This window comes from Ruegeria sp. B10, assembly GCF_056539825.1.
In genome coordinates this window covers 179,749-198,701 of the sequence record NZ_JBQFVP010000001.1, presented here as the reverse complement: position 1 = coordinate 198,701, position 18,953 = coordinate 179,749, and the positions used below count along the sequence as shown (strand labels likewise).

The 18,953-nt window shown below is 57.9% G+C and carries 22 protein-coding genes; 16 read left to right on the top strand and 6 right to left on the bottom strand.

Translation table 11 applies throughout. The features are described from left to right. Positions 1 to 9 precede the first annotated feature (9 nt). The 7 genes from ACR0J4_RS01005 (at position 10) to ACR0J4_RS00975 (ending at position 5,591) form a co-directional block, all read left to right on the top strand. Positions 10 to 621 (top strand): 50S ribosomal protein L21, encoded by a 612-nt coding sequence (locus ACR0J4_RS01005; RefSeq protein WP_170373741.1) that lies wholly within the window; start codon positions 10 to 12, stop codon positions 619 to 621. Positions 622 to 632: 11 nt separating this feature from the next. Next, positions 633 to 902 (top strand): 50S ribosomal protein L27, encoded by a 270-nt coding sequence (rpmA, locus tag ACR0J4_RS01000; RefSeq protein WP_010440093.1) that lies wholly within the window; start codon positions 633 to 635, stop codon positions 900 to 902. Between the two features lie 96 nt (positions 903 to 998). Beyond that, complete coding sequence (locus tag ACR0J4_RS00995) at positions 999 to 1,607, top strand: LysE family translocator (RefSeq protein WP_170641631.1); 609 nt, start codon at positions 999 to 1,001, stop codon at positions 1,605 to 1,607. After that, positions 1,604 to 2,140 carry a GNAT family N-acetyltransferase gene (locus ACR0J4_RS00990; protein WP_170458229.1) on the top strand — a complete coding sequence of 179 codons (537 nt, stop codon included), beginning with the start codon at positions 1,604 to 1,606 and terminating at the stop codon, positions 2,138 to 2,140. The genes ACR0J4_RS00995 and ACR0J4_RS00990 overlap by 4 nt, the downstream gene beginning before the upstream one ends. Positions 2,141 to 2,178: 38 nt before the next feature. Next, the gene (gene obgE, locus ACR0J4_RS00985) at positions 2,179 to 3,213 is read left to right on the top strand and encodes a GTPase ObgE (protein ID WP_170641630.1); all 1,035 of its coding nucleotides are present in this window, start codon (positions 2,179 to 2,181) and stop codon (positions 3,211 to 3,213) included. Beyond that, complete coding sequence (gene proB / locus ACR0J4_RS00980) at positions 3,201 to 4,307, top strand: glutamate 5-kinase (RefSeq protein WP_170641628.1); 1,107 nt, start codon at positions 3,201 to 3,203, stop codon at positions 4,305 to 4,307. The genes obgE and proB overlap by 13 nt, the downstream gene beginning before the upstream one ends. Positions 4,308 to 4,328: 21 nt before the next feature. Beyond that, positions 4,329 to 5,591, top strand: coding sequence for a glutamate-5-semialdehyde dehydrogenase (locus ACR0J4_RS00975; RefSeq protein ID WP_170641626.1), 1,263 nt, complete (start codon positions 4,329 to 4,331; stop codon positions 5,589 to 5,591). On the opposite strand, the gene ACR0J4_RS00970 is transcribed toward ACR0J4_RS00975, so the two are convergent. Further along, a complete protein-coding gene (locus tag ACR0J4_RS00970; protein WP_170641624.1) occupies positions 5,588 to 6,184 on the bottom strand; it encodes a histidine phosphotransferase family protein in 597 nt (198 codons plus the stop codon). The genes ACR0J4_RS00975 and ACR0J4_RS00970 overlap by 4 nt on opposite strands. Positions 6,185 to 6,224: 40 nt before the next feature. Between ACR0J4_RS00970 and ACR0J4_RS00965 the strand changes: the two genes are divergently transcribed. From ACR0J4_RS00965 to tsf, 5 genes are all read left to right on the top strand, one after another. Continuing rightward, the gene (locus ACR0J4_RS00965) at positions 6,225 to 6,407 is read left to right on the top strand and encodes a DUF3553 domain-containing protein (protein ID WP_170373734.1); all 183 of its coding nucleotides are present in this window, start codon (positions 6,225 to 6,227) and stop codon (positions 6,405 to 6,407) included. A gap of 100 nt (positions 6,408 to 6,507) precedes the next feature. After that, the gene (gene olsB / locus ACR0J4_RS00960; protein WP_170548683.1) at positions 6,508 to 7,263 is read left to right on the top strand and encodes an L-ornithine N(alpha)-acyltransferase; all 756 of its coding nucleotides are present in this window, start codon (positions 6,508 to 6,510) and stop codon (positions 7,261 to 7,263) included. Beyond that, a complete protein-coding gene (gene olsA / locus ACR0J4_RS00955; RefSeq protein ID WP_170641622.1) occupies positions 7,250 to 8,104 on the top strand; it encodes a lyso-ornithine lipid O-acyltransferase in 855 nt (284 codons plus the stop codon). Before olsB ends, olsA begins: the two co-directional genes overlap by 14 nt. A 166-nt stretch (positions 8,105 to 8,270) precedes the next feature. After that, positions 8,271 to 9,053, top strand: coding sequence for a 30S ribosomal protein S2 (rpsB, locus tag ACR0J4_RS00950; RefSeq protein WP_170466928.1), 783 nt, complete (start codon positions 8,271 to 8,273; stop codon positions 9,051 to 9,053). Positions 9,054 to 9,130: 77 nt separating this feature from the next. Next, positions 9,131 to 10,006, top strand: coding sequence for a translation elongation factor Ts (gene tsf / locus ACR0J4_RS00945; protein ID WP_170373730.1), 876 nt, complete (start codon positions 9,131 to 9,133; stop codon positions 10,004 to 10,006). A 362-nt stretch (positions 10,007 to 10,368) separates the two neighbouring features. On the opposite strand, the gene ACR0J4_RS00940 is transcribed toward tsf, so the two are convergent. The 3 genes from ACR0J4_RS00940 to ACR0J4_RS00930 all read right to left on the bottom strand — a co-directional run bounded on the left by ACR0J4_RS00940 (position 10,369) and on the right by ACR0J4_RS00930 (position 12,687). Continuing rightward, positions 10,369 to 11,124, bottom strand: coding sequence for a LuxR family transcriptional regulator (locus ACR0J4_RS00940; RefSeq protein WP_170641620.1), 756 nt, complete (start codon positions 11,122 to 11,124; stop codon positions 10,369 to 10,371). Continuing rightward, on the bottom strand, positions 11,121 to 11,570 hold the full coding sequence (gene aroQ, locus ACR0J4_RS00935) for a type II 3-dehydroquinate dehydratase (protein WP_170641618.1): 450 nt from the start codon (positions 11,568 to 11,570) through the stop codon (positions 11,121 to 11,123). Before aroQ ends, ACR0J4_RS00940 begins: the two co-directional genes overlap by 4 nt. A 115-nt stretch (positions 11,571 to 11,685) precedes the next feature. After that, positions 11,686 to 12,687, bottom strand: coding sequence for an NADPH:quinone oxidoreductase family protein (locus ACR0J4_RS00930; RefSeq protein WP_170641616.1), 1,002 nt, complete (start codon positions 12,685 to 12,687; stop codon positions 11,686 to 11,688). Between the two features lie 105 nt (positions 12,688 to 12,792). Here ACR0J4_RS00930 and ACR0J4_RS00925 point away from each other — a divergent pair, with 105 nt between their 5' ends. From ACR0J4_RS00925 to ACR0J4_RS00910, 4 genes are read left to right on the top strand one after another with little or no spacing between them, the layout of a single operon-like run. Then, complete coding sequence (locus ACR0J4_RS00925) at positions 12,793 to 13,611, top strand: SDR family NAD(P)-dependent oxidoreductase (RefSeq protein ID WP_170548697.1); 819 nt, start codon at positions 12,793 to 12,795, stop codon at positions 13,609 to 13,611. Positions 13,612 to 13,613: 2 nt separating this feature from the next. Continuing rightward, complete coding sequence (locus ACR0J4_RS00920) at positions 13,614 to 14,639, top strand: phosphotransferase (RefSeq protein ID WP_170641613.1); 1,026 nt, start codon at positions 13,614 to 13,616, stop codon at positions 14,637 to 14,639. 18 nt (positions 14,640 to 14,657) lie between these two features. Continuing rightward, positions 14,658 to 15,881 carry a serine hydrolase domain-containing protein gene (locus ACR0J4_RS00915; RefSeq protein WP_170641611.1) on the top strand — a complete coding sequence of 408 codons (1,224 nt, stop codon included), beginning with the start codon at positions 14,658 to 14,660 and terminating at the stop codon, positions 15,879 to 15,881. A gap of 51 nt (positions 15,882 to 15,932) precedes the next feature. Continuing rightward, positions 15,933 to 16,802 carry an acyl-CoA thioesterase gene (locus ACR0J4_RS00910; RefSeq protein ID WP_170548706.1) on the top strand — a complete coding sequence of 290 codons (870 nt, stop codon included), beginning with the start codon at positions 15,933 to 15,935 and terminating at the stop codon, positions 16,800 to 16,802. Here ACR0J4_RS00910 and ACR0J4_RS00905 read toward each other — a convergent pair. Together ACR0J4_RS00905 and ACR0J4_RS00900 are read right to left on the bottom strand one after the other, a co-directional pair. Continuing rightward, positions 16,799 to 17,566 (bottom strand): SDR family NAD(P)-dependent oxidoreductase, encoded by a 768-nt coding sequence (locus ACR0J4_RS00905; protein ID WP_170641609.1) that lies wholly within the window; start codon positions 17,564 to 17,566, stop codon positions 16,799 to 16,801. The genes ACR0J4_RS00910 and ACR0J4_RS00905 overlap by 4 nt on opposite strands. A 120-nt stretch (positions 17,567 to 17,686) precedes the next feature. Continuing rightward, positions 17,687 to 18,916 carry an acyl-CoA dehydrogenase gene (locus ACR0J4_RS00900; protein ID WP_170641607.1) on the bottom strand — a complete coding sequence of 410 codons (1,230 nt, stop codon included), beginning with the start codon at positions 18,914 to 18,916 and terminating at the stop codon, positions 17,687 to 17,689. Positions 18,917 to 18,953 lie beyond the last annotated feature (37 nt).

Genomic DNA, 18,953 nt, shown 5'->3' with positions numbered 1-18,953 from the left:
GAAAGACGCATGTTTGCGGTCCTCAAGACTGGCGGCAAGCAGTACAAGGTTCAGGCGGGCGACGTGCTCCGCGTTGAAAAACTGGCTGCCGACGCAGGTGAAAAAGTTCAATTCAACGATGTTCTGATGCTGGGCGGCGACGCTCCGGTTGTTGGCGCACCTTTCGTTGAAGGCGCAGGCGTACAGGCCGAAGTGATCGAACAGATCAAAGGTGACAAGGTCATCAAATTCGTCAAGCGCCGTCGTAAGCACAGCTCGAAGCGTACCGTTGGCCACCGTCAGAAGCTGACTCTGGTCAAAATCACCGACATCCTTTCGTCGGGCGCTGACAAGTCGGGCATCAAAGCTGCAACCGGGTCTGCTCCGGCTGGCGAAGCGGCACCTGCTGCAAAGCCTGCCAAAAAAGCGGAAGCCAAAGCAGAGGCACCCGCCGCTGCTGCCGCTGACGATCTGACCAAGCTGAACGGTGTTGGCCCTGCCGCTGCCAAAAAGCTGGTTGAAGCCGGTATCGAGAGCTTTGCCGCTCTGGCCGCCTTGTCGGACGAGCAGATTGCTGCTATCGACACCATCAAAGTGAAGCCCGAATGGGTTGAGCAAGCCAAAGAGCTGGCTCAAGGCTAAGGAGAGAGAGAATGGCACATAAAAAAGCTGGCGGTTCCTCCCGTAACGGTCGCGACTCAGCTGGTCGCCGCCTTGGCGTGAAACTGTATGGTGGCCAGGCGGCCATCGCAGGCAACATCATCGTACGTCAGCGCGGCACCAAGTTCTGGCCGGGCGAAGGCGTAGGCATGGGCAAAGATCACACCATCTTTGCAACCGTTGATGGCGCTGTGAAGTTCCACAAGGGACTCAAAAACCGCACCTTCATTTCGGTCCTGCCAGTGGCGGAGGCCGCAGAGTAAGCCGAAACCCAGAAGGTTTAATAAAAAATTCATGGGGGACCGGCAGAAAATGCCGGTCCCTTTTTCGTTTTAACGCAGTCGTGATCCAGAACAGCAATGCCCGTCGCAACTACTAGCTTTCTCATATTTGCCGCCTCACAGGTCGGTACGCCGGGACCGGCCAACATGGTCCTGATGGGAACAGGTGCGCGCTATGGCTTTCGCGCCGCGTTGCCCTTTGTGGCCGGGGTCGTTTTGGGCAAGCAGCTGATCATCTGGCCTGTGGGCTTTGGTCTGATGCAGGTTGCCGATCAGGCTCCGCTGGCGTTTGAGGTGCTGAAATACGCTTCTGCTGCCTATATTTGCTGGCTGGCCTGGAAGATCGCCAATCTAAGGCTGTCTCGTGCAACTGCAGATGGGAAAGCACCGGGCTTTTTGTCTGGGCTCATAGTTCATCCGCTGAACCCCAAGGCCTGGGCAATGATCATTGCAGGGTTCACGGGGTTTGTTGCGGCGGGGACGTCCAGTTTTGAGGCGACGCTCACGATCGCTCTTTGTTTGTTGTTCTGCCAGGTCGTTTTGCACCCGATCTGGACATTTGCAGGGGACCGGATCGCCCATGTGGTAGAAGGTCGGCCTGCGGAAAAATATCTGATGTGGACGCTCGCCAGTCTGACTGTTGCGTCCGTACTTTTTGTGTTGTTCGGAGGAGGAACGCACTCATGAAACTTGAAGCAATCATAAATCAGCCGGTCATCGAAACCGAGCGGTTCGATCTGCGCCCTCTGCGTCGGTCGGACATGGGGCTTATCGAACATTACGCAGGCGATGAGCGTGTGGCGCGGATGACCACGTCGATCCCGCACCCGTTGCCGCCGGGCTCGATTGAAGCCTTCGTGACCCGCTCGATGGCGGAAGACCGGGATGAGGACGTCTGGGCGATGGATGCCACCAAGGACGGCGGGCCCGAGCTGATCGGCCTGATCTCTCTGCAGCGGCTTGATCGCAACCAGTCCGAGGTTGGCTATTGGGTTGCGCCTGTCTATTGGAATACGGGCATTGCCTCGATGGCCGTTGAGGCCCTGGTCGGTGCCAACCCGCTTGAGAACGCCAATATGTTCGCCAGCGTGTTTCAGGACAATCCGGCCTCAGCGCGGGTACTGACCCACTGCGGGTTCCAGTATCTGGGCGATGCGGAAAGCTATTCGGTGGCGCGCGACGCGAATGTGCCCACCTGGACCTATACAAAGAAACTCTGACTTGTGGCCGGTGGGGCCTTTGCAGTAGGGGACAGACCATGAAATTTCTCGATCTAGCAAAGGTCTACATCCGGTCCGGGGCCGGAGGTGGCGGCTGCGTCAGCTTCCGACGCGAAAAGTACATTGAATACGGCGGACCTGATGGCGGGGACGGCGGCAAAGGCGGGTCTGTCTGGGCCGAGGTCGTGGACGGGCTGAACACCCTGATCGACTTCCGCTATCAGCAGCACTTCTTTGCCAAGAACGGACAACCGGGCCGGGGTCAGCAACGCACCGGTAAGGATGGTGACGACATCATCCTGCGCGTTCCCGTCGGGACCGAGATCCTCGATGAGGACGAAGAGACCGTGATTTGCGACCTGACCGAGGTCGGGCAGCGGGTTCTGCTGGCCAAAGGTGGCAATGGCGGTTTTGGCAACCTCCACTTCAAGTCGGCCACCAACCAGGCACCGCGTCGAGCCAACCCGGGGCAGGCGGGCATTGATCGCACCATCTGGCTGCGGCTGAAACTGATCGCGGACGTTGGCCTGTTGGGCATGCCCAATGCCGGCAAATCGACCTTTCTGGCCGCAACTTCGAACGCGCGGCCTAAAATCGCCGACTATCCGTTTACCACTCTGCACCCCAATCTGGGCGTGGTCGGCGTGGACAATGTGGAATTTGTGGTGGCCGACATTCCCGGCCTGATCGAAGGGGCGCATGAAGGGCGCGGGATCGGAGATCGGTTCCTCGGTCACGTTGAACGTTGCGCCGTGTTGCTGCATCTGGTCGATGGCACCTCGGAAACCGTGGCCGAAGACTACCGCACCATTATCCATGAGCTTGAGGCTTATGGCGGAGAATTGGCCGACAAACCTCGGATCACGGTTTTGAACAAAGTTGACGCGCTGGATGATGAAGAACGTGACTTGGCCAAGGCCGAGCTGGAAGAGGCCGTTGGCGGCCCCGTCATGACGATGTCAGGTGTCGCGCATCTGGGCGTGACCGAAGTGCTGCGCGCCCTCCGTGCTCAGATCGACGAAAACCGCCTGCGCCAGAAACCTGCCGAGGAGGCCGCGCCGTGGCAACCCTGACCGCAGCCCGTCGGCTGGTGGTCAAGATCGGGTCCGCTTTGCTGGTGGATCGGAACACGGGGCAGCTACGCTCGGATTGGCTGAAATCACTGGCTCAGGACGTGGCCTGGCTGAAAGGGCAGGGCACGGATGTGATTCTGGTGTCTTCTGGCTCAATCGCTTTGGGTCGGGGTGTTTTGTGCCTGCCTGCAGCGGCGTTGGCTCTGGAGCAATCTCAAGCCGCAGCTGCTGTTGGTCAGATCCGTCTGGCGCGTGCTTACGAAGAGGCGCTGACCCCGCACCAGATCACCACGGCTCAAGTGCTGGTGACGCTCGAGGATAGCGAGGATCGTCGCCGCTATCTGAACTCACGCGCGACACTTGAGACGCTTTTGGGCCTCGGCGTAGTGCCCATCGTCAACGAAAACGACACTGTTGCCACGGACGAGATCCGCTACGGCGACAATGACCGGCTGGCCGCCCAGATCGCGGTAACCGTTGGTGCGGACCAGTTGATCCTTCTGTCGGATGTGGACGGGTTCTATACTGGCAATCCGAACGAAGATGCCTCGGCCACGCGCTACGACACGATCGACCAGATCACGCCCGAGATTGAGGCGATGGCCGGAGACGCCGGTTCAGGCCTCTCCAAGGGCGGCATGAAGACCAAGCTGATGGCGGCCAAGATGGCGACGGCTGCAGGTTGCGATATGGCGATCACTGAAGGTTCGACGCTCAACCCATTGCAATCTCTTGAGAATGGCGCGAACAGAACGTGGTTCACGGCGACGCTTGATCCGCATGCAGCGCGCAAGCGCTGGATCTCGGCTATGAAACCGCGCGGAGAGATCACGATTGACGATGGCGCCGCAAAGGCGCTTTCAAATGGCAAAAGCCTGTTGCCTGCGGGTATCGTCGAAGTGACCGGTGATTTTGGACGCGGCGATCCGGTCGCCATTCTTGACCTGCAAGAGCGTCGACTGGCGCAGGGCATCAGCCGCTATACCGCGCAAGAGGCTGACGCGATAAAAGGGCGAAAATCCTCAGAGATTGAGGCAACGCTGGGCTATCCTGGTCGCGCAGCGTTGATCCACAGGGATGATTTGGCGCTATAAAGGCGCAGAAAGGCTAAGGTTATGAAGGATCTCGACAATATTCCCGCTCTGATGGCCGATCTGGGTAAACGCGCGAAAGCTGCAGCGCGCGAGCTGGCCTTTGCCTCGGCGGAGCGTAAGCACGCAGCGCTGATCGCGGCGGCTGAGGCCGTCTGGGCCAATCGCGCTCAGATCATCGAAGCCAACAAGAAGGATCTGGAGTTCGGACGTGAAAAGGGCCTGAGCCCCGCCATGATGGACCGTCTGATGCTGGATGAGGACCGCATTCAGGGCATGGTCGATGGGTTGCGAACGGTGGCTGATCAGACCGATCCGGTGGGCGAGGTGATGACCGAGTGGGACATGCCCTCGGGCCTGAATATTCAGCGTGTGCGCACGCCGTTGGGTGTCATTGGGGTGATATACGAAAGCCGCCCTAATGTAACCGCCGATGCTGGCGCGTTATGCCTGAAGTCCGGCAATGCCGTGATCCTGCGCGGTGGATCCGAGAGTTTTCACTCCTCCACCGCCATCCACGCCTGTCTGGTCGAAGGTCTGAAGGCCGCGAACTTGCCTGAGGACTCAATTCAACTCGTGCCGACCCGTGACCGCGCGGCGGTGCAGGAATTGCTGACCATGACTGACTATGTCGACGTCATCGTTCCGCGGGGCGGCAAAGGGCTGGTTGGGCTGGTTCAGCGTGAGGCGCGTGTACCGGTCTTCGCCCATCTAGAAGGCATCGTGCATATCTACATCGACAAGGCCGCCGACCCGCAAAAGACCTTGGACGTGGTGCTGAACGCCAAGACCCGGCGTACCGGTATTTGTGGCGCGGCAGAGTGTCTGTTGATCCATCAGGGTGTGACCGAAACCCTCGGGCGCGACGTGATTGCCGCGCTTTTGGCCGCAGGGGTCGAGGTTCATGCCGAAGGTGTTCTGGCCGTCGACGGAACCACCCAAGCCACCTCTGAGGATTGGGGCAAAGAGTTTCTGGACAGCATCATTGCCGCCAAACCTGTCGCCGACATTGACGCCGCCATTGCGCATATCCAGCACTTTGGCTCGAACCACACCGATTGCATCATGACCGAGGATGACGCGGCTGCGGCCCGCTTCTTCCAGCGGTTGGACAGCGCCATCCTGATGCACAATGCGTCAACGCAGTTTGCGGATGGCGGTGAGTTCGGAATGGGCGCTGAAATCGGAATTGCCACGGGCAAAATGCATGCACGAGGTCCTGTCGGTGCAGCACAACTGACCAGTTTTCAATATCTGGTGCGCGGAAACGGTACAACCCGAGCCTAGAACCTCAGGGTGACGCGGGTTGTGCCGGTCTCGACCGCAACCCGCCGCCCCATGGCCGCCGCCGTTTCCGGCAGCAAGGCAAACTGAACCTGCGCAGGGGTGAGTTTGTTGGCGAAGTTGCCCGTGGCAGCATTCTTCCACAAGTCATTGTCAATGTTCAGTTTATCGGCCGTCCCAGTCACCTGCCAACTGGTGTCAGAGGTCGAGATATCGACCTGCCCACCAAACGGCATCGCGCTCTCGCAGCACATAAGGGCCAGAAAGGCCAGTTTGACCTGATTGCGTGGCACAGCCTCGGTCAGGTTCCAGTTGACCCGCACACGACCTGCTCGTTCCACGTCTTTTAGCAACTCGGCGACCTCGCTGCGCCCCAATGGCTGGTCGCTGGCCGAGCCAAAGGCCACGCGAAAAAACCGAATGCGCGCGCCAGCACTGCCGACACTGCCCGAGATCAGCTCCATCTCGGGGCCTTGCACCGCGCCAACCATATCCAACAGCTCTAGCCCGTTGGTGATGGCCCCGATCGGGCTGATCAGATCGTGACAAATGCGCGAGCCAATCAGCTCGGCCAGGTTGACGTCTGTGGCGCCCATGCGTACCTCCTGCTGTATCTGCCACCGGACCGGAGCCCCCATGACAGACCTCAATGCCATTCTTGCACCGGGCATGTTCGTCCGCCACCCCGATTTCCCCGATTGGGGCGTTGGACAGGTGCAGTCCAATATCGGGGGCAAGATTACCGTGAACTTCCGCGAGCAGGGGAAAGTGGTAATCGACGGATCGCGTATCGCCTTGATGCCGGTCTTTGATCCGTGAAACTGGTTTAGGAAAGGTTAACGCCAGACGCCAGATGGGACCTGTATTGCCTTTGGGGGAACAGCTGCGCTATCAGCCGGAGGCAACTTCAAGGAACGACATGCCGGATTCAGGCCCTTCTTTCACCATCCGACTCGCTGAAACCGAACAGGACCTGCGCGCCGCGCAGCGCCTGCGCTACGACGTGTTTGTACGCGAACTAGGTGGTGGCGGAGAGATGGTCGATCACGATGCTGGACTGGAGCAGGACAAGTTCGATCCGTATTTCGATCACATGCTGGCGATCGACGATCAAACCGGGGAGACTGTGGGCGTTTACAGGCTGTTACCGGGCGAACGTGCAGCAGAGTTGGGCCAGTTTTACTCCGAAGACGAATACGATCTGACCGTTCTGAAGCAGAGCGGTCGCAAGCTGCTGGAGCTTGGCCGATCCTGCCTGCATCCGGACTATCGCGGCGGCACGGCCATGTATCACCTGTGGAATGGTTTGGCGGCCTATGTCACCGAGCGTGAGATCGAGGTTCTGTTCGGTGTTGCCAGCTTTCACGGCACCGATGTCACCGCGCTCGCCCAACCCTTGTCGATGCTGTATCACAACCATCTAGCGCCCGAAGATCTGCGGGTGCGTGCGCAGCCGGATGTGTATCAATCCATGAACCTCGTGGCACCTGAAGACCTCGACCGCCGGGCAGCCATGGTGCAGGTTCCCGCGCTGATCAAAGCCTATCTGCGTTTGGGCGGGTTTGTGGGCGAGGGGGCCTTTATCGACCACAGCTTTAACACCACCGATGTCTGCTTGATCCTAGATACCGCGCGGATGAACGAGCGGCAAAAGCGCATCTATGGCGGAGCCTAAAGCCGTGAGTGATCCGCTTTGGAACAGTGACGACGCGCCGGATGCTATTCACCTTGGCGTTTTGGGGTGGGTATTGGTTTTCTTGCGTGGTGTACCTTTAGCACTGTTGGTCTTTGGTGGCTTGATCATCTTGTTGGCGATACGCCTGATCGAACTCCCCTTATTCGGTATTCGTCGACCGATCACGCCGTTCATCACCCAATTTGTTTGCCGCAACGCCTTTCGCATTCTGGGCATAGGTTTCCGAACGTCCGGAGATCTGATGGTGGAGCGTGGAGCAGTGGTGGCCAACCACACCTCTTGGTTGGATATCTTTGCGCTGAACGCCCGCAAACGGGTGTATTTCGTATCCAAGGCCGAGGTGGCGAAATGGCCAGGTATTGGTTGGTTGGCACGTGCAACCGGAACTGTCTTTATCGAGCGCGACCGGAAGAAGGCAAAAGAACAAACGCTTGTGTTCGAAACTCGCCTGAAAGCGGGGCATAAGTTGCTGTTTTTCCCGGAGGGAACCTCGACCGATGGCCTCAGGGTTTTGCCATTTAAAACAACGCTCTTTGCCGCGTTCTTCGCGGACGAGTTGCGAGATTTCATGTATGTTCAGCCGGTCTCGGTGGTGTTTCACGCACCTGTGGGTGAACCGGACCGGTTTTATGGTTGGTGGGGCGACATGGATTTCGGCCCGCATTTGTTGAAGACGCTCGGTGCGCGCAGGCAGGGGGCGGTCGAGCTGATTTATCATGCGCCAGCCAAGGTCAGCGACTTTGAAAACCGCAAAGCGCTGGCTGCGCATTGCGAAGAGGCCGTCCGTCATGCGCACAGCTTGGCGCGGCTTGAAAAATAAGGGCGATTGGCCCTTGCGCTGCATCCCAACCTGCCGTATACGCGCGCCATTCAAACCCGCAGGCGGGGTTTGGGCTTTTTGAGGGAGACATCCTCATCAAGACCGCCGGTTGGAGCATCCGCTTCTTTCACCCCCGCCAAGGCGTAAACCGGAAAAGGAAAATAGCATGGCTCTTCCCGAGTTCTCCATGCGTCAGCTGCTAGAAGCTGGCGTTCACTTTGGTCACCAGACACAGCGTTGGAATCCCCGCATGGGCCCGTTCATCTACGGCTCGCGCAATGGCATCCACATCATGGACCTGACCCAGACCGTTCCGATGCTGGACCAGGCTCTGCAAGCTGTTCGTGACACCGTCGCAAAAGGTGGCCGCGTTCTGTTTGTTGGTACAAAGCGTCAGGCCGCTGGTCCGATCGCTGAAGCGGCTGAAAAGTCGGCTCAGTACTACATGAACCACCGCTGGCTGGGCGGCACGCTGACCAACTGGAAAACCGTTTCCCAGTCGATCAACCGTCTGAACCAGATAGACGAAGCCATGGAAGCGGGCGCAGAAGGCCTGACCAAGAAAGAGCGTCTGGGCATGGAGCGTGACCAGCAGAAGCTGCAGGCTTCGCTGGGCGGTATCCGTGAAATGGGCGGCGTTCCTGACCTGCTGTTCGTCATCGACGTCAAAAAAGAAGCATTGGCCATCGCAGAAGCCAACAAGCTGGGTATCCCGGTTGTGGCTGTTGTCGACACCAACTGCTCGCCCGACGGCGTTGACTACATCATCCCTGGCAACGACGACGCAGCCCGCGCGATCTCGCTGTATTGTGACCTGGCCGCTCGTGCCGCTCTGGACGGTATGACCGCTCAGATGGGTGCTGCAGGCGTTGACCTGGGTGCCTTCGAAGAAGCACCGGTTGAAGAAGTCGTTGCAGAAGAAGCAGCTGAAGCTCCGGCCGAAGCGTAAGCTGCCCGTCACGTAATTGACACATGGGGCAGGGTATGACCTGCCCCAATTCCGTTTGAATTGAGGAGAGCCAAAAGATGGCAATCACAGCAGCAATGGTTAAAGAACTGCGCGACGCAACCGGCGCAGGCATGATGGACGCGAAAAAAGCCCTGACCGAAACCGGCGGCAACATGGACGAGGCCGTTGACTGGCTGCGCACCAAAGGTCTGGCCAAAGCGGCCAAGAAATCGGGCCGTACCGCAGCAGAAGGTCTGGTTGCTGTTCACGTCAACGGTGGCAATGGTGTTGCTGTCGAAGTGAACTCTGAAACCGACTTCGTTGCGAAGAACGCTGAGTTCCAGGAAATGGTCGGCAAAATCACCTACGCTGCTGAAGGCGTCGACAATGTCGAAGCTCTGCTGGCTGCTGATCTGGGCGGAAAGTCCGTTGCAGACACCATCACCGACAAGATCGCCACCATCGGCGAGAACATGTCGGTGCGCCGCATGTCGAAACTGTCGGGCGACACCGTTGTGTCTTACGTTCACAATGCGGCCACCAATGGCATGGGTAAAATCGGCGTTCTGGTTGCTCTGACCGGTGGTGACGAAGCGATCGGCAAGCAGGTTGCGATGCACATCGCAGCTGTGAACCCGGCAGCTCTGTCCGAGGCCGACATGGATCCGGCTGTTGTCGAGAAAGAAAAGCAGGTTCAGATGGACATCGCCCGCGAGTCCGGCAAGCCGGAGCAGGTGATCGAGAAGATGATCGAAGGCCGCATGAAGAAATTCGTGGCTGAATCCACTCTGTTGAACCAGTCCTTCGTTGTTAACCCTGACCTGACCGTTGAAGCAGCGGCCAAAGAAGCAGGCGCAACCATCACCGGCTTCATCCGTCTGGAAGTTGGCGAAGGCATCGTGGTCGAAAAAGAAGACTTCGCTGCAGAAGTCGCCAAAGCGGCACAAGGCTAAGCCTTTGCTCTAGGCCCCGGTTGCGGGGCCTGACTACATTCAGAACCGGTCACGTCGAACGTGGCCGGTTTTTTTGTGCCAGAGATGGATTTGTCTGTTCAAGCAGAAGGTGAATGGAGGGCCCCGCATGATGGGGATGGTCGGGACCCTCCAAAATTCCGACGTCGGTACGCGGACGAATAGGCGCTCCAAAAGTCAGAGTGATTGGAGAGCTCTGGTATTGCAAAGATCCAATCGAATGTTCCTTGGCTAAAGCCACCACTCACGGAACGGTATCACTCTGCAATTTTCCCGTGAAGATGGGAAGTCATGATTTCCTTACCTAAGGTAAATTGACGCGGTTTGGCGTCAATCTCTTGTGGTCAGGCTTCCATAACATACATCTGGTTGTGTAGGGCGGCTTTCAGAACGGCCTGGGCCGTCGTCTCGACCGAAAGCGATTCGCGTGCCAGCCTCAGGTGTTTTTCTACTGTCGCCGCCGTCAGCCCCATCAGCAGGGCTATATCCTGAGTCGTTTTGCCATCACCGACCCATTGCAGCGCCTCTCGCTGACGTTTGGTGAGCGACCGATTCGGCGGTGTGTAGGGCAGGGTCAGGATCTTGAGATGAGCGATGTTGTTCATCAGAAGGATATCCTCGCCATGCTCTTCCCACATGTCGTCAATCTCGTCCTGGTTGCGGTTTTCTTCGGCCGATAGCGAGATCGCTCCCTTGGACCGCACCGAGACCGAGTTGAAGCTGACAGTATATCCAGCAAGCACGTTGTGCGACTTGTTGAAATCCACAACCTTTTGCTGCTCGGGAGTGAGTTCCCCGTTCGAGGCCAAATCCTGAATCAAACCCCAGCTTGCCGCGCCATCGTTGTTCAAAGCCCATTGCAGCATCGGAGCGTTGGAATACCTGCTGTCGCCGAGAAAACCGTCAACATATTCACGTCGATGATTGCTGAGGATGACAAAATCCTCAGGGTCACCTAAGGACGTGGCTGTACGATATTGAGTGTAGCCATAAATGAGCCGGTCAAAACCGTATATAGCCATCTGCCGGCAATGGGCATCCCAAAGCTCTTCCAAGGTTCTGGAATAGCTGACAAAGCGAAGATATTCCTTCAGCTTCATGCAACGTCCCCTGATTTCAGATGCGCCGCCAAGGCATCCAGCGCCAAAACGTAGCTCAGCGCACCAAATCCGCAAATCTGCCCAACGGCAACCGGCGCGATGTAGGACTTGTGGCGGAAGCTTTCCCGCGCGTGGATGTTGGACAAGTGAACCTCGACCAAAGGCAGTTCCACCGAGGCAATCGCATCCATCAGGGCAATCGACGTATGGGTATAAGCGCCTGCGTTCAGAACCAAACCGTTCTGCGTGCCACGGGCCTGATGGATGGCGTCAATAAGCGCACCTTCGTGATTAGATTGAAATGTCGAAACCTCAAGCCCGATAGACGTGCCATGAGCAACGCATTGCTCCTCCACCATTTTCAAGGTGGTGCTGCCGTAAACCTCAGGCTGTCGGGTGCCCAAAAGATTGAGGTTCGGGCCATTCAACACAAGAATTTTATTCATAAATCTCCGTCCCCATATTCGTTTCTTAAACGGCATTTGGTGGGGATGTCTACCGGACAATGCTCCAATGAGGCGAGTGGACTGACAAAGATGCCTTTGATGCAACCCGTTCCAGTTAGGTATCGTCCATTGTGACCACAACCTTTCCGAGAACGGAGCGCTGAGAAAGCAGCTCGATTGCCGCCGCGCCCTCGGAAAGGGGGAAGCGCGCCGTGATGCGGGGCTTGACTTTACCTGCGGCGTATAAGTCAAACAATTCGCTTAGGTTTTCGGCGTGAGCGTCAGGCTCCCGAAAGACGGAGGCCCCCCAGAAGACGCCAACGATCTGGCATCCTTTCAGCAGCGCGAGATTGAGCGGTACGCTGGGGATGCCAGCCGGAAACCCGACGACGAGATATCGCCCCTTCCACGCAATGCTTCGCAACGCGGGTTCCGCATACGCTCCGCCCACTGCATCATAGATGACATCGACACCCTCGGCGCCCGCCAGTGCCTTGATATCTTTTGAGAAAGCTTTCTGAGCGTCCTTGTCCGGGTTTCTGGGATACAGGATCGTCTCATCCGCTCCGATTGAGCGGCAGAATTCAGCTTTGTCTGGCATGGAAACCGCAGCGATGACTCGCGCGCCAATGGCTTTGCCCAACTCGATCGCCGCCGATCCGACACCACCTGCAGCTCCCAGAACCAGCAGCGTCTCACCCGGTTGAAGGGCCGCCCGATCCTTGAGTGCATGGTAGGAGGTGCCATAGGTGAAGATGAAACACGCCGCCTCATCAAAGGGCATGGTATCGGGAAACTTGATTGCGTCCTTGGCTTTCATCGCAAGATGCGTGGCAAAGCCGCCATGACCGGTCAGCGCCAGTACGCGATCTCCGACTTCGAACCCCTCAACGCCTTCGCCAAGCGCAAGCACCTCACCTGCGATTTCGCCGCCGGGGGCAAAGGGCCGCGGTGGCTTCATCTGATAGAGGTCGCGGATCATCAGCGTATCGGGAAAGTTCACCCCGGCGGCTTTTATTCCAACCAGAATCTCTCCGCGGCCCGGGGTCGGATCGGGCAGGGTGGTCAATTCCAGAGTCTCCGGTCCACCCGCTGCGACGCTGAGTAATGCTTGCATGTTGCCCTCATTGTTCCTGTTATCCTTGCAGATGGAATTTTGGGGCGGGATCGCGCGCTGTCAACGGCGCACCCTCTTTCCCCAACGACAAGCGAGGAGTGCGGCATGACCCTGGAAACCCTGTTTTCTTTGGATGGAAAGGTGGCTCTGGTCACGGGCGGTGCCACCGGAATTGGCCGCATGGCCGCCGAAGCGCTTGTTCGGGCCGGAGCGCATGTGCTGATCGCCTCCCGCAAAGGTGACGCCTGCGAGGCCGTCGCGGCGGAGCTGAACGCGCTGGGTGCCCCCGGCAGTGCGGAGGGGTTTGCTGGGGATCTGGGCAGCAAAGACGGAATCGACGAAGTCGTTGCTGAGATCAATAAACGGACGGAACGCCTGGATATTTTGATGAATAATTCCGGTGTGTCCTGGGGGGCGCCTTTAGGTGAATTCCCTCATGATGCGTGGGACAAAGTGATGTCCGTCAACGTCGCGGGTGTGTTTGAGTTGACGCAGAAATTACTGCCCTTGCTCATGAAATCCGGCACTGCCGAGGACCCGGCGCGGGTGGTCAATGTCGGCTCGGTCATGGGTGAGGTTCCCATGGGCGACGGGGCATACAGCTATTCGGCCTCCAAGGCGGCCGTCCTGCATCTAACCAAAATCCTGGCCAAGGAACTGTCGCCTTACCACGTCACCGTCAACGCTCTGGCACCCGGCCCGTTCGTCTCGCGCATGACAGCCTTTGCAACTGCGGATGAGGCAACGCGCGAGAAGGTCGGCAAATCGGTTCCTCTGGGCCGTGTGGGGCGTGATGATGACATCGCTGGCTGCATGCTGTTTCTGTGTGGGCGAGGGGGCAGCTATGTGACCGGAGCCGTCATCCCCGTGTCCGGAGGCATCAACGTGGTCACAGCAGGCAACATCTTTGCCGAAGCGTTTTGACGATGAATACGAAAAGCCCATTGGATCTGGACGCCGTTGATACCTACCTTGCCGCAAACTTCTCCGGGTATCGCGGCCCTCTGAAGGCCCACAAGTTCGATATAGGGCAATCCAACCCGACTTTCGCACTTGAGACACCGGATCGGACTTACGTTCTGCGCCGTAAGCCTATGGGAAAGCTACTGAAATCCGCGCATGCAGTGGAGCGTGAGTTTCGTGTGCAACAGGCGCTTGCAGACAGTGACGTCCCGGTGCCCGATATGTTTCTTCTATGCGAAGATACCTCGGTCATAGGGTCCGCTTTCTATGTGATGGAACATCTTGAGGGTCGTGTCTTCCTGGAACCAACCCTGACCGGTGAAAGCAACGAGACACGTACCGCCGTCATGGATGAAATGAACCGGGTGCTGGCCGCGCTGCATTCTGTTGATATCGACGCAGTGGGCCTCGCCGACTATGGCCCAAGTGGGAACTACTTCGAACGTCAGATCGCGCGCTGGACGAAGCAGTACCGCGCGTCCGAGACAAACAAGATCGCTCAGATGGATGCGCTGATCACAGGGTTGGAGGCGGCTTTGCCCGAAGACGATGGTCAGCGCAGTCTTGTGCATGGCGACTACCGGATCGACAACCTGATGTTTGAACGCGGCGGCACCCGGTGTATCGGCGTGCTGGATTGGGAGTTGTCGACGATCGGCCACCCTTACGCCGACCTTGCTGCGGTGATCATGCAGTGGCAGTTGCCTCCGGGTCCAGAAGGGCGGGGGCTGGCAGGAATTGACCGCAAATCCCTCGGATTGCCCAGTGATAGAGACTATATCGAGCAATATTGCGCGCGGCGCGGGCTACCGGAAATCAAGGATTTTGGCTTCTATCTTGCCTTTAACTTCTTTCGAATGGCCGCCATTCTGCAGGGCGTCTATAAACGGGCACTGGACGGCAACGCATCGGACCCGGGCCGAGCGAAACTGTTCGGTGACTACGTGCCGCTCTTCGCGCAGCATGGTTTGTCGGCTTTGGACGCCTAGGGCAGAGGGAACTTTGGAATGCCGGTAACGTGGGATCAAGACAGGTTGGATCGCATTCGCCCGTGGATGCAACGCTATGTAGATCAACGAAAATATCCCGGCAGTTCGGTTCTTCTGAAACACAAAGGGCAGGAGGTCTTTTTCCACGCCTGCGGCCAGCGCAACATCGAAGCAGGATTGCCGTTCGAGCGTGACACGCTGGTCCGTATCTACTCGATGACCAAACCGATCACCTCAGTTGCGGTGATGATGCTGGTCGAGCGCGGATTGATACACCTTGGCGCGCCTTTGTCCGCGTATCTGCCCGAATTTGTCGCGCCTCAGGCATTGGTTCCCAATGCCGAACGGTTGGATCAGACCGAAGCCGCGCCGCCGCCGACTCTTTATCAGCTTCTGACCCACACGAGCGGGTTCAGCTACCCATTCAATCCCGGTCTTCTGCCATCGGCGATGGACGAGCGGGATATGATCTTCAAACCAAATCAAGGGCTTCTAAAGGATAGAGTAAGCGATCTCGCCGAGCTGCCTCTGGCGTTTCAACCGGGAAGTCGGTGGGAGTATTCGGTCAGCACCGACGTCCTAGGTCGCGTTGTCGAGGTCGTCTCGGGAAAGGCGTTGGACCGGTTCTTCCAGCAGGAGATATTTGAGCCGCTCGGTATGCGAGGGACCGGCTTTGTGGCCCCGAAAGATGCTGGCGATAGATTTGCGTCGCTCTATACGCCTCTGGCCGGTGACGCGATGGACCTCAACTCGGCCGAACAGTCCGAGGATACGCTCAGGCTTGTGGACCAAGCGGGATCTTCTCCGTTCCAGGTCACAACCACGTTCTCGGGCGGTGGTGGCTTGGTCGGAACGATAGACGACTATAGCCGGTTTGCTGAAATGCTACGGAACCGAGGGCAGGCCGGTGGCGAACGGCTATTGGGCCCGAAGACGGTAGATTTCATGATGATCAATCACTTACCCGACGACATTGCCTCAATGGGCCCTAGTAGTTTTGCGGAACAACCGATGGAAGGTATGGGGTTCGGATTGGGCGGCTCTGTCGTGCTGAACCCGGGTCGTACCGGCGTGCCCGGGTCTGTCGGGGATTTCAGCTGGGGTGGTATGGCCTCGACCTATTTCTGGATTGACCGGTCCTTGGATTTGACGACTGTGTTCTTCACTCAATTGTCGCCGTCCAGCTCTTATCCATCGCGCGCCGAACTCAAGGCTCTGGTCTTGGGTGCGGTGATTGATTGATGGCGCGGGTGTTGGTACCTCATCCCCCAAATGAACAAGATCGAGCAACCCATGACCGAAGCTGAGCGTATTCTTCTGGACCTTCTGAACATCGAACGGCTTGAGGTTGACCTGTTCCGGGGCACTGGATCGGGCGGTGAGACACCGACACGTATCTTCGGCGGTCAGGTCATCGCGCAGGCACTGGCAGCGGCTTACAGAACGGTCGATGACAGGCTCTGCCATTCCTTGCATGCCTATTTCATCCGTCCGGGTGACCCCAGTATTCCCGTTGTTTATCAAGTGGATCGGGCCAGAGACGGCGGGTCTTTTACCACGCGGCGCGTTGTTGCGATCCAGCATGGCAAGCAGATCCTCAATATGTCTGCATCCTTTCATGTTGAGGATGAAGGATGGTCTCATCAGCATCCGATGCCGTCTTCTGAGAGCCCAGAAACCCATCCATCGCGCAGCGAACTACGCCACAAGTATGTGGATCAAGTCCCTGAAAAGATGAAAAAAGAATTGTTGCGCGAGCGGCCAATAGAAGTGCGCGAAGTAGACCATCTCGACCCATTTCGACCTGAAATTTCCGACGATCAGAACAAGATCTGGTTTCGAATGCCCGGAGCGGCGTCAACGGATCCCCGAACACAGCATCTGATCTTGGCCTATGCCTCAGACATGAGTCTGATGAGTTCCGGCATGCGGCCACATGGGCTGAGCTGGTTCACGGGTCAGGTAAACGCGGCAAGCCTGGATCACGCGCTGTGGTTTCACGCGCCGGTGCGTTTTGAAAACTGGCATCTCTATGTGATGGAATCACCGTGGACGGGGCAGGGGCGGTCTTTCAATCGCGGCTCCATCTATTCCGAGGATGGCGTTCTGGTGGCGTCAGTTGCGCAAGAGGGATTGATGCGACGACCAAGTGGCCGCTCTTAAGGGTCGCCTATAAACTGTTGATTTAATTTATTCATGCCGAGCAGCCATCGGTCATAGTCGGCCGTTTTTTGTCGCATGTATTGAAGGACTTCGGGATGCGGCAGGATCAGGAATTGCTCGGCTCGAATACCGTCCACACAGGCCTGTGCGACATCCTCCGGCTCGAGCATGCCGTCAATAGCCGCGACCGAGGTTTCGTGACCGCGTGTCATCTCGGATCTAACAGCTTGTGGGCATAGTGCCGAAACCTTCAAACCTTTGTGGCTGTAGGTCAACGCCAACCATTCGGCAAAGCCAATGGCCGCGTGTTTGGTGACGCCATACGGCGCCGCGCCGGGTTGGTTCAATAGTCCAGCAGCCGACGCGGTGATCATGATGTAGCCATGGCCGCGCGCGACGAACCGTGGAACAAGGTGACGCGCCAACCAGACATGAGACATCACGTTGATGTCCCAAATGCGGTTCCAGTCTTCATCTGGCACGTCCAAACCGCCGAGCGTCAGAATTCCAGCATTGGCGCAAAACAGGTCGATCGGAGCGATCTCGTCCTCGACATGCTCGATCAGGGCTTTGATCTGCGCTTCGCTGGAGACGTCGCACGGAAATGCGTGCCCGCCGATTTCCTCCGCCAAGGCTTGCGCATTTGCTCTGTCGATGTCGGAACAGACAACGGTGGCGCCATCTGCAGAGAACCTCTCAGCAAGACCTTTGCCAATACCGCCAGCGGCGCCGGTTATGACAACTGTCTTTCCGCTGAGTTCCAAATCGTTATCCTCGGTGGTTGGGTTTGACTGGCGGCCATATTGTTTACCATAATACCAATTACACGTACTACAGATTAGTATCGTCCTAGATCGAACCCTACACCTAACCGCCTTTAAGACCTAGAAAAAAGCCTGCAGCCCGGTTTGCGCACGTCCAAGGATAAGAGCGTGAACGTCATGAGTGCCCTCATAGGTGTTCACAGTCTCCAGATTGACCATGTGGCGGATAACCTGGAACTCCAGCGAGATACCGTTGCCGCCGTGCATGTCACGTGCCATGCGCGCGATGTCCAGCGCTTTGCCGCAGTTGTTGCGTTTGACGATTGAGATCATCTCGGGCGCCGCTTCGGCCTGATCCATCAGGCGACCGACGCGCAGGCTTGCTTGTAGAGCCAAAGCGATCTCGGTCTGCATGTCGGCCAGTTTGCGTTGGTATAGCTGCGTTTGCGCCAGCGGTTTGTTGAACTGTTTACGGTCCAGGCCATATTGCAGCGCTGCGTGCCAGCAATGTTCGGCTGCACCCATCACGCCCCAGCTGATCCCATACCGCGCGCGGTTCAGACAGCCGAACGGGCCTTTCAGACCTTGCACATGAGGCAGCAAAGCGCCCTCGCCCACCTCGACGCCATCCAGCACGATTTCTCCGGTGATCGACGCCCGTAGGCTGAGTTTGTTTTCGATCTTTGGCGCAGACAGACCAGCCTGACCCTTGTCCAGAACAAACCCGCGGATCTTACCGTCATGCGCGTCTGACTTGGCCCAGACCACGAAGACATCCGCGATTGGCGCGTTCGAGATCCACATCTTGGTGCCGGTCAGGCGGTACCCGCCGTCGATCTTTTCGGCCCGTGTTTTCATGCCGGCGGGGTCCGACCCGGCATCCGCCTCGGTCAGGCCGAAACAGCCGATCCATTCGCCCGAAGCCAGTTTCGGCAGGTATTTGCGGCGTTGTTCCTCGGACCCGTAGGCATAGATCGGGTACATCACCAGCGAGCTTTGGACCGACATCATCGAGCGATAGCCGGAGTCCACGCGCTCAACCTCACGCGCGACCAGGCCGTAGGAAACGTAGCCGCTGCCGAGACCGCCATATTCCTCGGGGATCGTGGTGCCCAGAAGGCCCATCTCGCCCATTTCGCGGAAAATCTCGGGGTCGGTTTCTTCGTTCTGAAACGCGGCGGTGACGCGCGGCTGAAGCCTTTCCTGTGCGTACGCGCGTGCGCTGTCAGCGATCATGCGTTCATCTTCTGACAGCTGGTCGGACAGACGGAACGGATCGTCCCAGGCAAACTTACCCAGATCCGGCGCATCTTTTGCGCGCAAAGTCGGTTTGGTGGCAGGGGCGTTCATCGGGTGTCTCCGGTCTGTCTGAAGTTGCTGCACAGTA